This is a genomic window from Streptomyces sp. Ru62 (assembly GCF_002920615.1).
Lineage (GTDB): Bacteria > Actinomycetota > Actinomycetes > Streptomycetales > Streptomycetaceae > Streptomyces.
Map to the genome: position 1 here is coordinate 181,288 of NZ_PQSU01000001.1, position 15,129 is coordinate 196,416.

Sequence of the window (15,129 nt, forward strand, 5' to 3'; positions counted from 1 at the left end):
ATGGGAACGGTGGTGCACGTCCCGCAGACCCGGGACATGATCGGGGACGAGCTCTCCGGCGACGAGGCCTTCACCGCGCTGCGGCGCTACGGCGGCGCGCGACTGCTGCTCGACGCCTTCTCCCGGTTCCGCTACGCCGACGGGTTCACCAACGCCCGCGCCCTCGGCTTCCAGATCGTGCTGGGCATGGTGCCGTTCACCATCGCGCTCGTCGGCCTCGCCACGGCCGCGCACACCGAGAGCGTGGGGCGGATCATCGAGCTGACCCTGGGCAGGATCGTGCCGGGCGCCAGCGCCGACGTGGTCCGCGAGGCGCTGCGCGGTACCCGCCGCACCGCCGGCTCCGACGCGTGGAGCACCGTCGCGCTGTGCCTCGGGCTGGCCTTCTCCGTCCTCAACCTCGCCTCCGCCATGGGCCAGGTGGAGCGGGGCGCCAACCGGATCTACGGCATCGAACGGGACCGGCCCTTCCCGCGGAAGTACGGCAGGGCCGTGCTGCTCGCCTTCGCCGCCGGCGTGCCCATGGTCCTGGGGTTCCTGGTGCTGGTCGCCGGCGGGGCCGTGAGCGCCGCGACGACCGAGGCGCTGGGCACCTCCCGGCCGCCCTCGTGGTGGGGCGCCCTGGAGGTGCCCGTGGGAACGGTCCTCGCCTGGATCGCCTCCGCCGTCATCTTCCGCTGGTCGCCGCGCCGGGACCAGCCCGGGTACACCTGGCTGGCGTTCGGTTCCGCCGTCCACCTGGTGCTGTGGGTCACCGCGACCTGGCTGCTGACCCTCTACGTCTCCCGCAGCGGCTCCTTCGGCGCCGTGTACGGGCCGCTCACCGCCTTCGTGGCCCTGCTGCTGTGGGCCAACCTGACCGGGATCGCCCTGTTCCTGGGCATCGCGTTCGCCGCGCAGCTGGAAGCGGCCCGCGCCGGCCTGGGCCGGGCCGTGGAACCGGACCCCGGCCCGGGCCCCTGAGGCACCGGTGCGTCCGTCAGGACCCGACGATCCGGCGCACGTTGTCGACCGAGCCGCACCCGGCCTTCAGCTGGTGCTCGCGCTCCTCCAGGAACGCCGCGCCCAGCTCCTCCCGCCGCTCCATCGCCACGTTCTCGCGCGCCCCGTTGAGGATGGTGCGCTCCTCCTCGTCGGCGTGGTGGGTGACGGCCTCCACCAGCTCCTCCAGCTTCTCGTCCCACTCCTCGGAGCCGACCTCGTCGACCTCCAGCAGGGCCAGCAGGGCCTGGTTGCCCTCGTCGTGCTCGTGCTCGCCGTGCTCGACCTCTTCGTCGTCGATGTTCTTGTACCGCTTCAGGGCGGGATAGACCTTGGCCTCCTCGGCCAGCGCGTGCGCGATCAACAGGTCCGCGAACTCCTCCAGCGCGGCCGCGCGGTCGGCCTCCACACTGCGCATGAGGCGGAACAGCTCCTCCATGCGCCGGTGGTCCTGGAGGATCAGCTCGACGACATCCCGGGTCTCGGCCATGGGACGGACACCACTTTCGTACGTACGGCACTACCGTGCCAACGGATGGGTCCCTACCGCCTACCCTCACCGTCCGTGTTGATGGCCTCCCCGCTCCGCGCTGTACCTTCGTCCTCACGTCGTAGAGGAGAGTCAACGTGAGCAAGTTCGTCCGGCCTGCGGCCGAGGGCGCCGACCCCTTCGGCACCGCCCGTCTGCGTCGCGGTGTCCTCGACGCCTGGGCGACCAGCCCCGCCCGGTTCCGGGAGGACGCCAACGCCGAGGAGGACCTGGTCCTCGGGGGGTACCGGGACCGGCTCGTCGTCGAGCTGGCCCAGAACGCCGCCGACGCCGCCGCGCGGGCGCACGTGCCGGGGCGGTTGCGGCTCACCCTCCGCGACGGCGTGCTCGTGGCCGCCAACACCGGGGCCCCGCTGGACGCGGCCGGTGTCGAGTCGCTGTCCACGCTGCGGGCCTCCGCGAAGCGGGACGCCGAGGCGACGTCCGGTGCCGTCGGCCGGTTCGGGGTCGGCTTCGCCGCCGTGCTCTCCGTCACCGACGAACCGGCGATCGTGGGGCGGCACGGGGGCGTGCGGTGGTCCCTCGCCGAGGCCAGGGAGCTCGCCGCCGACACCGCCCGGCACAGTCCCGGGCTGGGGGACGAGGTGCGGCGGCGGGACGGACACGTGCCCCTGCTGCGGCTGCCCTTCGCCGCCGAGGGCACCGCTCCGGAGCCGTACGACACCGCCGTCATCCTGCCGCTGCGGGACGCCGCCGCCGCCGATCTCGCCGAGCGGCTGCTCGACGGCATCGACGACGCCCTGCTCCTCGCCCTGCCCGGGCTGGCGGAGGTCGTCGTCGAGGTCGACGGCGAGGCGCCCCGGACGCTCAGCCGGCGTACCGACGGTCCCTTCACCATCGTGGAGGACTCCCGCGACGGCGTCACCAACTGGCGTACGGCCACGGCGAACGGGGCGCTCACGCCCGACCTCCTCGCCGACCGGCCGGTCGAGGAGCGGCTGCGCCCGCACTGGTCGGTGACCTGGGCCGTGCCCGTCGACGCCTACGGCGCCCCGGTGCGGCCCCGTACCAGTCCGGTCGTGCACGCGCCGACGCCGAGCGACGAGCCCCTCGGTGTGCCCGCCCTGCTCATCGCCTCCTTCCCCCTCGACACCACCCGCCGGCACGCGGCGCCCGGCCCGCTCACCGACTTCCTGGTGGAGCGCGCCGCCGACGCCTACGCCGAACTGCTCGCCGCCTGGCGGCCGGTGCTGGACGGGATCATCGACCTCGTGCCGGGACCGCTCGGCAAGGGCGCGCTGGACGGGGCGCTGCGGCAGGCCGTGCTGGACCGGCTGCCGCGCACCGCCTTCCTGCCCCCGGCCGTCGAGGCGAAGGGCGACGACGAGCTGCCTCAGGCGCTGCGGCCCCGCGACGCCGAGATCGTGGAGGGCGCCGGCGCCGACACCGTGCGGGTGCTCGCCGAGGTGCTGCCCACCCTGCTCCCGGCGGGGCTGGAGCGGCGCGTCGAGCTGCGCACCCTCGGGGTCGCCCGGCTGCCGCTGGCCGACGCCGTCGACCGGCTCGCCGGGCTGGAGAAGGAGCCGGAGTGGTGGTGGCGGCTGTACGACAGCCTCGCCGGGGTCGACCCCGAGCGGCTGTCGGGCCTGCCGGTGCCGCTGGCCGACGGCAGGACGACGATCGGGCCCCGGCAGGTGCTGCTGCCCGCCCCGGACGCCGCCCGCATCGATGTGGACGTACTGGGCCGGCTCGGGCTGAAGGTGGCCCACGCGGACGCCGCGCACCCGCTGCTGGAGAAGCTCGGCGCGCTGCCCGCGACCCCGCGCGCGGTGCTGACCACCCCGCAGGTGCGGGCCGCCGTCGCGGGCTCGCTGGAGGAGGACGGCGCCCTCGGCTGGGAGGAGGACGCGCCGGACGCCGAGGAGCTGGCCGACACGGTGCTCGCACTGGTGCGGGACGCGGGGCTCGAACCGGGGGACGAGCCCTGGCTGGGCGCCCTCGCGCTGCCCGACGAGGACGGGGAGCTCGCGCCCGCCGGTGAGCTGGTGTTCCCCGGCAGCCCCTTCGCCCGGGTCATCCGGGAGGGTGAACTGGCCGCCGTGGACGCCGACCTGGCGGAGAAGTGGGGGGAGCAGCCGCTCGCCGCGTGCGGGGTGCTCGCCGACTTCGCGCTCGTCCGGGCCACCGACGTCGTCCTCGACCCGGACGAGCTGGAGCCCCGGGAGGGCGACTACGCCGAGCCCGACGACGCCGGTCTGCTGGACGCCGTGGACGTGTGGTGCGAGGACATCCTCGACCGGTTCCCGGACAGCCCGGTGCCGCCGGTCGCCACCGAACTCGTCGCCGTCCGCGACCTGGACCTGGTGGACGACGACCACTGGCCCGAGGCGCTCGCCCTGCTGGCCCGGCCGCCGCTGCGGGACGCCCTCATCGAGCCCGTGCGCATCCTGCTGCCCGACGGCACCCACGAGGCCGTACGGCCGTACACCGCGTGGTGGCTGCGCGGGCACCCGGTGCTCGACGGCCGGCGCCCGGCCGGGCTGCTCGCCGCCGGCGGGGACCCACTGCTGCGCGGGCTCTACGACGAGGCCGACGCCACCGGGTTCGAGGACGAGCAGGTGCTGCGGGCGCTCGGCGTGCGCACCTCCGTCGGCGCGCTGCTGGACGAGCCCGGCGGCGCCGCCGAGCTGCTGGACCGCCTCGCCGACCCGGAGCGGCCCGTCACCCCCGCCCAACTGCACGGCCTCTACAGCGCGCTGGCGGAGCTGGATCCCGAGCAGGTGACCCTGCCGGACGAGCTGCGGGCCGTGGTCGACGGGCGCGTGGAGGTCGTGGACGCCGGGTCGGCCGTCGTGGTCGACTCACCGGACCTGCTGCCGTTCACCTCGGGTGTGCCGTTGCTGCCGGTCCGGCCGGCGCGGGCCGCCGAGCTGGCCGAGCTGTTCCAGGTGCGGCGGCTGAGCGAGTCCGTCACCGGCGAGGTGCACTCCGAGGGGACCGAGCACGACGTGCCGGACGCGGTACGGGTGCTGCTCGGGCCGCGTACCCCGGCCACCTACGTCGAGCACGACGAACTCGTCGTGGACGGCGTGGAGATCGACTGGCGGCTCACCGACGACGGTGTGCTGCACGCGGCCACCCTGGAGGGGGTCGCGGCGGGGCTGGCCTGGGCGGCGGCGCAGTGGCCCCGGCGGTTCGAGGTGGCCGCGCTGCTGGAGGACCCGTCACGGACGGAGGAGCTGGCGCGGGACCGCTGGTTCGACTGACCCCGGCCGGTGCCGCCCAGGCCGCGGACGACTCGGGCATCAAGGGCGCCGCGGAGTTCACCCTCTACGGCGCCGACAACGGGTACGCGGACACGGCGAAGCCCACCTGCACCAAGGTCAACGCCACCGGTGACTTCGTCGACGTGCGGTGAGCGGCGCGGTTCCCGCCCCGGGAGTGCCTGCCGTCGCTCCCGGGGCGGAACGTTCCCTCTCAGTTGTGTCATGTGCTGGTAATCCGAGGCCCAAATCTGGCCGGAACGAGGTCTTGCCGTACAACCGGAGCCCTGCCTCGCGGATCTGATCGCCTGAGTCGACCGACTCCACGATCACTTCTCCCTTCAGGGAAACGCACATGCGCATACGTGCCACCGTGGCCGCCGTCTCCGGCGCCCTGGCCCTCTCCGCCTTCGCCGTCCCGGCCGCACACGCCACCGGTGACTCCGGCACGCCGTACACGCTGAACGTCAGCTTCTCGAACGTCACCATCGCCAAGGCGATCAAGGTCGGCACCACCAACGAGGTCAGTGCCACCTACTCGTACACGCTGACGCACGGTTCCGAGGTGAACATCGCGGCGAAGGACTTCTACACCGACGCCTTCCTGTACAAGGGCTCGTACGACACCGCGACGGCCGAGCTGTACGGCGACGACCCCGCGACCTGCACCCCCGTCACAGCGACGACGGCCACCTGCAAGGGCACCGTCGACATCTACCCGGCCGACGGCGACCTGAAGAGCGCCTGGGCCGGTTCCTGGGGCGTGGCCGCCGAGGCCGTCGCCTTCAACGGCCAGGACCAGAACAACCCCGACCTGAGCAAGGTCGGCTACAAGGACAAGAGCGGCCTCGGCAGCACCCTGGTGCAGCGCTACTCCAAGCTCACCGTCAACGCGGGCCCCGAGCCCGTCGGCAAGGGCAAGACCCTCACGGTGACGGGCAAGCTGAGCCGGGCGAGCTGGGACGACCACCTGTACCACGGCTACACCAGCCAGCCGGTCAAGCTCCAGTTCGAGAAGGCGGGCACGTCCACCTGGACCACCGTCAAGACGGTGTACACGGACTCGTCCGGCAACCTGAAGACCACCACCACCGCGAACTACGACGGCTACTGGCGCTACAGCTTCGCGGGCACCTCGACCACCCCGGCGGTCAACGCCGCGTCCGACTACGTCGACGTGCAGTAGCGGCACCCGACCGGACTCAGTCCGGGAAGCGGCGGCCGACCCACCTCCACAGGTACTCCAGGGCGGCCGCCGCCACCGCGGCCACGCCGACCGCCGTCCACGGCAAGGTCATCCCGACCAGCTTCAGCGCGAAGAAGCCCTGTAGCGCGGGAACGGCGAGGACCAGCAGGAAGGCCACGGCCATCGCGGCCACCAGCGCCACCCGCCACCAGGTGTAGGGGCGGGCGATGATCGCCAGGACCCACATCGAGATCAGGAACAGGGTCAGGGTGGCCGCGCTCGTCTCCGCGGCCAGGGCGCCGGGACCGGTGTAGTGGTGCCGCGCCAGCAGGTACGTGGCGAAGGTCGCGACGCCGGCCAGCACCCCGCCGGGGATCGCGTACCGCATCACCCGGCGCACGAAGTGCGGCCTCGCCCGCTCCGTGTTCGGGGCGAGGGCCAGGAAGAAGGCCGGGACGCCGATGGTGAGCGTGGACAGCAGGGTCAGGTGCCGGGGCAGGAACGGGTACTCCACCTGCCAGCACACCACCAGCACCGCCAGCAGCACCGAGTAGACCGTCTTCACCAGGAACAGCGTCGCCACGCGCGTGATGTTGCCGATCACCCGGCGGCCCTCGGCGACCACCGAGGGCAGGGTCGCGAAGCTGTTGTCCAGCAGCACGATCTGGGCCACCGCCCGCGTGGCCTCCGAACCGGAGCCCATCGCGACCCCGATGTCCGCGTCCTTCAGGGCCAGCACGTCGTTCACGCCGTCCCCGGTCATCGCGACCGTGTGCCCGCGCGACTGGAGCGCGCCCACCATGTCCCGCTTCTGCTGCGGGGTCACCCGCCCGAAGACGGTGCCCGCGTCCAGGGCCTTCGCCATCGCCGGCCGCTCGGCGGGCAGCCGCCGCGCGTCCACCGCCGTACCCTCCAGGCCCAGCTTGGCGGCGACCGCGCCGACCGAGACGGCGTTGTCACCCGAGATGACCTTGGCGCGGACGTCCTGCTCGGCGAAGTAGCGCAGGGTGTCGGAGGCGTCGGGCCGCAGCCGCTGTTCCAGCACGACCAGGGCGGTGGGGCGGGCGCCCCGGGCCGGCTCGACGTCGTCCAGGTCGCGGTGCGCGCGGGCCAGCAGCAGCACGCGCAGGCCCTGCTCGTTCAGGCGCTCGGTCTCGGCCAGTGCCGGGTCGTCGGCGCCGAGGAGCACGTCCGGTGCGCCCAGCAGCCAGGTGCTGGTCTCGCCGTCGCCCTCGCTGAAGGCGGCTCCGCTGTACCTGCGGGCGGAGGAGAAGGGCAGCGACTCGACGCAGCGCCAGTCGTCGCTGTCCGGGTAGGCGTCGATGATCGCCTGGAGGGAGGCGTTGGGGCGCGGGTCGGACTCGCCGAGCGCGCCGAGCACCTTGCGTACGTACGTCTCGTCCGCCCCGTCCAGCGTCCGCAGCTCGGTGACGTCCATGCCGCCCTCGGTGAGCGTGCCGGTCTTGTCCAGGCAGACGGTGTCGACGCGGGCCAGCCCCTCGATGGCCGGCAGCTCCTGCACGAGGCACTGCTTGCGGCCGAGCCGGATGACGCCGATCGCGAAGGCCACGGAGGTGAGCAGCACCAGCCCCTCGGGGACCATCGGCACGATCCCGCCGACCGTGCGGGCCACGGCGTCCTTCAGGTCGTCGTTCTTGACCACGAGCTGGGTGATGACGAGTCCGACGGCCGCCGGGACCATCATCCAGGTGACGTACTTCAGGATCGTGGAGATGCCGGAGCGCAGCTCGGAGTGGACGAGCGTGAACCGGGACGCCTCCTCGGCGAGCTGGGCGGCGTAGGCCTCGCGGCCGACCCTGGTGGCGGTGAAGGCGCCGCCGCCCGCGACCACGAAGCTTCCGGACAGCACCGGGTCACCGGGGCGTTTGACGACGGGATCGGCCTCGCCGGTGAGCAGCGACTCGTCGATCTCCAGCCCGTCCGCCTCCGCGCACACCCCGTCGACCACTATCTTGTCGCCCGGGCCGATCTCGATGAGGTCGTCCAGGACGATCTCATGGGTGGCCACCTCGGTCGCGACCCCGTCCCGCCGTACCGTCGGCCGGGCCTCCCCGATCACCGCGAGCGAGTCCAGGGTCTGTTTGGCCCGCCACTCCTGGACGATGCCGATGCCGGTGTTGGCGAGGATCACGAAGCCGAAGAGGCTGTCCTGGATCGGCGCCACGAACAGCGTGATCAGCCACAGGACGCCGATGATCGCGTTGAACCGGGTGAAGACGTTGGCCCGGACGATCTCCCCGAGCGACCGGCTGCTGCGCACCGGTATGTCGTTCACGAGGCCCCGGCCGACGCGGTCCGCGACCTCGGCACCGGTCAGCCCGGTCGCGGGGCGCCCCGGCAGGGCCACGGGACGCACGGGGTCGATGTCGGCGCCCGCGTCTATATGGCTCATGCAGTCGACGGTACGTGCGATGCCGCCCAGCCGCCCACCGGACCCGCCGGGCCGGAGATCGAGCGTTCGTGGACGGGCTGTTCCGGCCGGCCGAGTCGGGTGGGGTGGGCGGCTGGGAGAGGGGGGTCTGGGGGCGGCGCCCCCGGTGGCCGGCCGGAGCCTGCCGGGCTATTCGGCCGACGTCGCCCTCGAAGCCGCCGCCCGCCTCAGCGCGGCGTCCCGCTTGCGTACGTACCAGACGCCGATCAGCCCCAGCCCGCCCCCGGCCAGGCACGTCCACAGCCACCACAGGTGCCCGTGGTCCTCGAACCAGCCGTAGAAGGGGAGCTGGACCAGGAAGAGGACGAACCACACGAGGGTGCCGCCGGTGATCGTGGCGACCACGGGCCCCTCCAGGGGCTCCGGCGCCTCGTGCTTGGGGGTCCACTTAGCCATGCGCACAGCTTAAGCGCCGTCGGGGTCTACGCGCGGAGATAGCGATCTGCCACTCATACGTTCATACTGAAACCGTTTGTCTTTGACCGCTTCTGATCGTAGGAAACTCCAACGGGGCTCGGGGGAACCCCGCTGGTGATGAGGTCCCGCATGTCCACCTCGGCACCCGCCAAGGTCCCCACCCCCGAGAAGCCGGGTGGCGCGCCCGCCTACGGCGCCCTCGACCGCTACTTCAAGATCTCCGAGCGCGGCAGCAACCTCGCCCGTGAGGTCCGTGGCGGTTTCGCCACCTTCTTCGCGATGGCGTACATCATCGTGCTGAACCCGATCATCCTCAGCAGCGCGAAGGACATGTACGGCCACCACCTGGACAACGGCCAGCTGGTGACGGCGACCGCGCTGACGGCCGCGTTCTCCACGCTGCTGATGGGCGTCATCGGCAACGTGCCGATCGCGCTCGCCGCCGGCCTCGGCGTGAACTCGGTCGTCGCCCTCCAGCTCGCGCCGCGCATGTCCTGGCCGGACGCCATGGGCATGGTCGTCCTCGCCGGTTTCGTGGTCATGCTGCTGGTCGCCACCGGGCTGCGCGAGCGCGTGATGAACGCCGTGCCGTTCGGTCTGCGCAAGGCGATCTCCATCGGTATCGGCCTGTTCATCATGCTGATCGGCCTGGTCGACTCCGGTTTCGTCACCCGTATGCCGGACGCCGCCCAGACCACCGTCCCGGTCCAGCTCGGCACCGGCGGTCACCTCACCGGCTGGCCGGTGCTGATCTTCATTCTGGGCGCGCTGCTCACCTTCGCGCTGATCGTCCGCAAGGTGCCGGGCGCGATCCTCATCTCCATCGTCGGCATGACCGTCCTCGCGGTGATCATCAACGCGGTCGCCACGATCCCGTCCTGGGGCCTGACGGTCCCGAAGTGGCCGGGCAACCCGGTCGCCACCCCCGACTTCGGCCTGGTCGGCCAGGTCAGCCTGTTCGGCGGCTTCTCCAAGGTCGGCGTGCTGACCGGCATCCTCTTCGTCTTCACGGTCCTGCTGTCGTGCTTCTTCGACGCGATGGGCACGATCATGGGCATCAGCGACGAGGCCAAGCTGACCGACGCCGAGGGCTACATGCCGGGCATCAACAAGGTCCTCTTCGTGGACGGCCTCGCGGTCGCGGCGGGCGGTGCCAGCTCCTCCTCGGCCACCACCGCCTTCGTGGAGTCCACGGCCGGCGTCGGCGAGGGCGCCCGTACCGGCTTCGCGAACGTCGTCACGGGCGGCCTGTTCGCCGTCGCGCTGTTCCTCACCCCGATCGCCACGATGGTCCCCTCGCAGGCGGCCACCCCGGCGCTGGTCGCGGTCGGCTTCCTGATCCTGTCGAACTCCATCAAGGAGATCGACTGGGCGGACTACACCATCGCGATCCCGGCGTTCGTGACGATGCTGATGATGCCGTTCACCTACTCGATCACGAACGGCATCGGCATGGGCTTCATCACCTTCACGGTGCTGCGCCTGGTCGCCGGGCGGGCCCGGGAGATCCCGGCGGCGATGTACGTCGTCTCGGCGGTCTTCGCCTTCTACTACCTGATGCCGGCCCTGGGCCTGACCTGACCGGCGGGCGTCAGGTGACGCCGTAGAACTTCTCCGTCTCCTCGACGGCGGCCTGGAACCGCTCGTCGAAGTCATCCCGAATGAGCGTCCGGACGACATAGTCCTGGACGCTCATTCCTCTTCTCGCCGCGTGGTGCCGGAGCCGTTCGAGCAGCTCCCCGTCCATCCGCAGGCTGAGCACACTGGTCCCCATGCGTACGAGGGTCGCCACAGCCGGCCGCCCGATGCGTCGATTTCCCGACCCGGCTCACCCGTACGGGTGAACAGAGGGTTCAGTGGCGGGCGTCACGGGCATCCTGGGCGCGCCCGACTGGTCTTTAGCGAGAGTAATGAGTTACGCTAAAGAACATGCCGGACCTTACCCATGGCGACGACGCGGCCGCCGTGAACGCACTCCGCTCCGCAGTGATGCGGCTGTCCCGTCGACTCAAGCACCAGCGGGTCGACGAGTCGCTGAGCCCCACCGAGATGTCGGTGCTCGGCACCCTCGCCCGATGCGGCTCCGCCACCCCGGGCGAACTGGCCCGCAAGGAGCACGTCCAGCCGCCGTCGATGACCCGCATCGTCGCGCTGCTCGAAGCCAAGGGGCTGGTCAGGCTGGAACCGCACCCCGAGGACCGGCGCCAGAAGGTCGTCACCCAGACCGAGCAGGCCGAGGCCATGCTCGAAGAGAGCCGCCGCAAGCGCAACGCCTTCCTGGCCGGCCTGGCCGACGGCCTCGACGAGGACGAATGGGCGACCCTGCGCGCCGCCGCCCCCGTGCTGGAGAAACTCGCACACCTGTAAGCGCGCCATCCGAGGAGGCGAACCCTTTGAGTACGGGATCCGGAACACCTTCCGCCCCCGCACCGGCCACCCCTACCACCACCCCTGTTTCCCGTAAGTCCTCGATGTTCAGCTCGCTGAGGATCCGGAACTACCGCCTCTTCTTCATCGGCCAGGTCGTCTCCAACACCGGCACCTGGATGCAGCGCATCGCCCAGGACTGGCTGGTCCTCAGCCTCACCGGCTCCTCCGCGGCCGTCGGCATCACGACGGCCCTCCAGTTCCTGCCGATGCTGCTGTTCGGGCTGTACGGCGGCGTCCTCGTGGACCGCCTGCCCAAGCGCCCCGCCCTGCTGGTCACCCAGACCGCGATGGCCCTCACCGGTCTCGTGCTCGCCGCACTGACCCTCTCCGGGCACGTCCACGTCTGGCACGTCTACGTCGCCGCCTTCGCCGTCGGCCTCGCCACGGTGGTCGACAACCCCGCCCGGCAGTCCTTCGTCTCGGAGATGGTCGGCCCCGAGCAGTTGCAGAACGCGGTCAGCCTGAACTCGGCGAACTTCCAGTCCGCCCGGCTGGTCGGCCCCGCCGTCGCCGGCCTGATGATCACCGGAGTCGGCACCGGCTGGGCGTTCCTCGCCAACGGCCTGTCCTTCGCCGCGCCGATCGCCGGGCTGCTGCTGATGCGCGCCCGCGAACTGCACGTGGTCGAGCGCGCGCCGCGCGGCAAGGGCCAGCTCCGCGAGGGCCTGCGGTACGTGGCGAAGCGGCCGGAGCTGATCTGGCCGATCGTCCTGGTCGGCTTCATCGGCACCTTCGGCTTCAACTTCCCGGTGTGGCTGTCCGCCTACGCGGACCACGTCTTCGACGCCGGCGCCGGCGCCTACAGCCTCTTCAACACCCTGATGGCCGTCGGCTCCCTGGTCGGCGCCCTGCTGGCCGCCCGGCGCGGCACGGCCCGGCTGCGCGTGCTGATCGCCGCCGCGCTGGCCTTCGGCACGCTGGAGACCGTGGCCGCGGTGGCGCCGTCGTACTGGCTGTTCGCGCTGCTCATGGTCCCGATCGGGATCTTCGGCCTGACGGTGAACGTCACCGCGAACACCGCCGTGCAGATGGGCACCGACCCGGCCATGCGCGGCCGGGTGATGGCCCTGTTCATGATGGTGTTCATGGGCGGTACGCCGCTGGGCGCGCCGGTGGTCGGCTGGATCACCGACACCTACGGCGCCCGGGTCGGCTTCGCGGCCGGCGGTGTGGTGTCGGCGGCGGCGGCCGGGGCGATCGGCCTGGTCCTCGCCCGCATCGGCGGCCTGCGCCTGTCCGTGGGCTGGCACCACGGCCATCCGCGGGTCCGCTTCGTGCCGCGCGAACGGGAGCAGCTCGCCACCGCCGCGTGAGCCTCCTGGCCGCCCCCCGTCAGCGTCCGCCCGGAGGGTCCTGGTCGACCCTCCGGGCCAGCACCTGTCCCGGCCAGTCGTCCGGGCCGTGGGTGTAGGTGTGCGTCGGGGTGAAGCCGTTGGCCTCGTAGTAGGCGACGAGCCCGCGGTCGTCGCCCGCGTAGCAGTCCACCCGGAGCAGGCCCACGCCGGCCCGCCGGGTCGTCTCGGCGGCGTGCGCGAGCAGCGCGCTGCCCACGCCCCGCCCCTTGAAGCGGCGGTCGGAGGCGAGCCAGTGGATGTACCGCTCGGGCTCGCCGGGCGGCGGGAGGTGGGACAGGTAGGCGCCGGGCCCGTCGGTGAGAGTGAGCGTGGCGGCCGGTACGCCGTCCACCTCGGCGATGTACGTGGTGCCCTCGTCCATGGCGCGCACGACCGCCCCGACGGTCCTGGCGTGCTCCGACAGCGGCTCGGTGCCCCACTGGCGGGTCCGCCCCTGTGAGACGAGCCACTCCACGCTGCTGTCGAGCATGCCCAGTATCGCGGGCAGGTCCTCGGGGACGCCTTCTCGGATGGTGATCGCCATGGGGCCATCATGCCCGCCGGGGTCTGCGATCGTGAGGTGCATGAGACTCTTCGCCGCCGTACTGCCTCCCGGGGACGTCGTGGAGGAACTCGCCGCGGAGGTGGCCCGGTTGAGGCGGCTTCCGGGGGCCGGCCGGCTGCGCTGGACCGCCCGCCCCGGCTGGCACTTCACCCTCGCGTTCTACGGCGAGGTCGCCGACGACGTCGTACCCGCCCTGTCGGACCGCCTGGCCCGCGCGGCCCACCGTACGGCCCCCTTCCCGCTCGCGCTCGCGGGCGGCGGCCAGTTCGGCCGGGGCCGGGCACTGTGGACGGGCGCCCGGGGGGACGTGGAGGCGCTGCGGCTGCTGGCCGACCGGGCGGAGGCCGCGGCCCGGAAGGCCGGGGTGCCGATGGGGGAACACCGGCGCTACAAGGCCCATCTGACGCTGGCCCGCAGCCGGGACGCGGTGGACGTACGGCCGTACGTGGCGGCCCTCGCGGAGTTCGCCGGCGGCACCTGGACCGTGGCCGACCTGGCGCTGGTGCGCAGCCGGCTGCCGGCGTCCGGGGTGCCGGGCGAGCAGCCGCGGTACGAGGTGGTCGAGCGCTGGGCGCTGGGCGGGGCCGGTTAGTCTCGAATACGTGGACCCGAAAACCCGGAACCGGATCATGGCCGGTGTGCTTGTGTTGATGTTCGTGGTGGTGGCCTTGGCGTCGGCCGTCAGGTAGCGGTTCGTCCAGGCGTCCAGGCGTCCAGGCGTCCAGGCGTCCAGGGGGCGGGGACCGAGCCGCGGCGGCGGCTGCGGGCCGCCTTCGGCCGGTCGCGCCCGCGCGGCGGAGCCGCATGGCGAATGCGGCCCCGCCGCCCCTTGGGCGTTCCCCGGGTCTACCAGGCGAACGCCTCCGGGGACGGGCCCGGGCCCGGGAAGATCTCGTCCAGGCCGGCCAGCAGGTCCTCGCCGAGCTCCAGCTCGACCGCCCTGAGGGCCGACTGAAGCTGGTCGGCGGTGCGCGGGCCGACGATCGGGCCCGTCACGCCCGGGCGGGTCAGCAGCCAGGCCAGGGCCACCTCGCCGGGCTCCAGGCCGTGCTTGTCGAGCAGGTCCTCGTAGGACTGGATCTGCGCGCGGGCCGCCGGGTCCTTGAGGGTGTCCGCGGCCCGGCCGGAGGCGCGGCGCCCGCCCTGGACCTCCTTCTTGATGACCCCGCCCAGCAGACCGCCGTGCAGCGGCGACCAGGGGATGACCCCGAGGCCGTAGTCCTGCGCGGCCGGGATGACCTCCATCTCGGCGCGGCGCTCGGCCAGGTTGTACAGGCACTGCTCGCTGACCAGGCCGATGGTGCCGCCGCGGCGGGCGGCGACCTCGTTGGCCTGGGCGATCTTGTAGCCGGGGAAGTTGCTGGACCCGGCGTAGAGGATCTTGCCCTGCTGGACGAGGACGTCGATCGCCTGCCAGATCTCCTCGAACGGGGTGCTGCGGTCGATGTGGTGGAACTGGTAGAGGTCGATGTGGTCCGTCTTCAGCCGCTGGAGGCTGGCGTCCACCGCGCGCCGGATGTTCAGCGCGGAGAGCTTGTCGTGGTTGGGCCAGACATCGCCGTCGGCGGCCATGTTGCCGTACACCTTGGTGGCGATGACCGTCTTGTCGCGCCGGCCGCCGCCCTTGGCGAACCAGTTGCCGATGATGGACTCGGTCCGGCCCTTGTTCTCGCCCCAGCCGTACACATTGGCCGTGTCGAAGAAGTTGATGCCCGCGTCCAGCGCCGCGTCCATGATCGCGTGGCTGTCGGCTTCGTCGGTCTGCGGACCGAAGTTCATCGTCCCGAGGACGAGCCGGCTGACCTTGAGTCCCGTGCGTCCGAGCTGCGTGTACTTCATGGTCCACCAGCCAACGGCTTCGAGTGCGCTCTATGCAAGGCCTGCTGAGGCAGGGAGCCGCTCTGATGGTGCACGATCACGCCCAGCCGGCCGGCCGCGTTGATCATGGCGACCGGGTGGACCGGCGCCGTGGTCCGCTCCTCGTCGTCGTGCTTGCGCACGCCGGCCCAGG

Annotated in this window: 14 protein-coding genes; 7 read left to right on the forward strand and 7 right to left on the reverse strand. The window is 72.3% G+C overall.

Annotated features, from left to right (window positions below; translation table 11 throughout):
• Positions 1-963, forward strand: a complete 963-nt coding sequence (locus C3492_RS00950) for a YihY/virulence factor BrkB family protein (protein ID WP_103809777.1) — start codon at positions 1-3, stop codon at positions 961-963.
• Between the two features lie 16 nt (positions 964-979).
• Here C3492_RS00950 and C3492_RS00955 read toward each other — a convergent pair whose 3' ends face one another.
• Positions 980-1,471 (reverse strand): hemerythrin domain-containing protein, encoded by a 492-nt coding sequence (locus C3492_RS00955; RefSeq protein WP_103809778.1) that lies wholly within the window; start codon positions 1,469-1,471, stop codon positions 980-982.
• A gap of 137 nt (positions 1,472-1,608) precedes the next feature.
• Between C3492_RS00955 and C3492_RS00960 the strand changes: the two genes are divergently transcribed.
• Both C3492_RS00960 and C3492_RS00965 read left to right on the forward strand, forming a co-directional pair.
• Entirely contained in the window at positions 1,609-4,737 is a 3,129-nt protein-coding gene (locus C3492_RS00960) for a sacsin N-terminal ATP-binding-like domain-containing protein (protein ID WP_103809779.1), read from the forward strand.
• A 352-nt stretch (positions 4,738-5,089) separates the two neighbouring features.
• The gene (locus C3492_RS00965; RefSeq protein WP_103809780.1) at positions 5,090-5,920 is read left to right on the forward strand and encodes a hypothetical protein; all 831 of its coding nucleotides are present in this window, start codon (positions 5,090-5,092) and stop codon (positions 5,918-5,920) included.
• Between the two features lie 16 nt (positions 5,921-5,936).
• On the opposite strand, the gene C3492_RS00970 is transcribed toward C3492_RS00965, so the two are convergent.
• A complete protein-coding gene (locus C3492_RS00970) occupies positions 5,937-8,333 on the reverse strand; it encodes an HAD-IC family P-type ATPase (protein ID WP_103809781.1) in 2,397 nt (798 codons plus the stop codon).
• 168 nt (positions 8,334-8,501) lie between these two features.
• Positions 8,502-8,768 (reverse strand): DUF2530 domain-containing protein, encoded by a 267-nt coding sequence (locus C3492_RS00975; protein ID WP_103809782.1) that lies wholly within the window; start codon positions 8,766-8,768, stop codon positions 8,502-8,504.
• Between the two features lie 150 nt (positions 8,769-8,918).
• Between C3492_RS00975 and C3492_RS00980 the strand changes: the two genes are divergently transcribed.
• On the forward strand, positions 8,919-10,370 hold the full coding sequence (locus C3492_RS00980; RefSeq protein WP_103809783.1) for an NCS2 family permease: 1,452 nt from the start codon (positions 8,919-8,921) through the stop codon (positions 10,368-10,370).
• 10 nt (positions 10,371-10,380) lie between these two features.
• Here C3492_RS00980 and C3492_RS00985 read toward each other — a convergent pair whose 3' ends face one another.
• Entirely contained in the window at positions 10,381-10,563 is a 183-nt protein-coding gene (locus C3492_RS00985) for a ribbon-helix-helix protein, CopG family (protein WP_103810025.1), read from the reverse strand.
• Between the two features lie 155 nt (positions 10,564-10,718).
• Between C3492_RS00985 and C3492_RS00990 the strand changes: the two genes are divergently transcribed.
• Together C3492_RS00990 and C3492_RS00995 are read left to right on the forward strand one after the other, a co-directional pair.
• Positions 10,719-11,156: a MarR family winged helix-turn-helix transcriptional regulator gene (locus C3492_RS00990; protein ID WP_103809784.1), complete on the forward strand. Its 438-nt coding sequence runs from the start codon at positions 10,719-10,721 to the stop codon at positions 11,154-11,156.
• A gap of 104 nt (positions 11,157-11,260) precedes the next feature.
• Positions 11,261-12,532, forward strand: coding sequence for an MFS transporter (locus C3492_RS00995; RefSeq protein ID WP_103809785.1), 1,272 nt, complete (start codon positions 11,261-11,263; stop codon positions 12,530-12,532).
• 19 nt (positions 12,533-12,551) lie between these two features.
• Here C3492_RS00995 and C3492_RS01000 read toward each other — a convergent pair whose 3' ends face one another.
• Positions 12,552-13,097, reverse strand: coding sequence for a GNAT family N-acetyltransferase (locus tag C3492_RS01000; protein WP_103809786.1), 546 nt, complete (start codon positions 13,095-13,097; stop codon positions 12,552-12,554).
• A 40-nt stretch (positions 13,098-13,137) separates the two neighbouring features.
• Here C3492_RS01000 and thpR point away from each other — a divergent pair, with 40 nt between their 5' ends.
• Positions 13,138-13,710, forward strand: a complete 573-nt coding sequence (gene thpR / locus C3492_RS01005) for an RNA 2',3'-cyclic phosphodiesterase (RefSeq protein WP_103809787.1) — start codon at positions 13,138-13,140, stop codon at positions 13,708-13,710.
• 254 nt (positions 13,711-13,964) lie between these two features.
• On the opposite strand, the gene C3492_RS01010 is transcribed toward thpR, so the two are convergent.
• Both C3492_RS01010 and C3492_RS01015 read right to left on the reverse strand, forming a co-directional pair.
• Positions 13,965-14,957: an aldo/keto reductase gene (locus C3492_RS01010; protein ID WP_103809788.1), complete on the reverse strand. Its 993-nt coding sequence runs from the start codon at positions 14,955-14,957 to the stop codon at positions 13,965-13,967.
• Positions 14,954-15,118, reverse strand: a complete 165-nt coding sequence (locus C3492_RS01015; RefSeq protein WP_181140128.1) for a hypothetical protein — start codon at positions 15,116-15,118, stop codon at positions 14,954-14,956. The genes C3492_RS01010 and C3492_RS01015 overlap by 4 nt, the downstream gene beginning before the upstream one ends.
• Between the last annotated feature and the right edge of the window lie 11 nt (positions 15,119-15,129).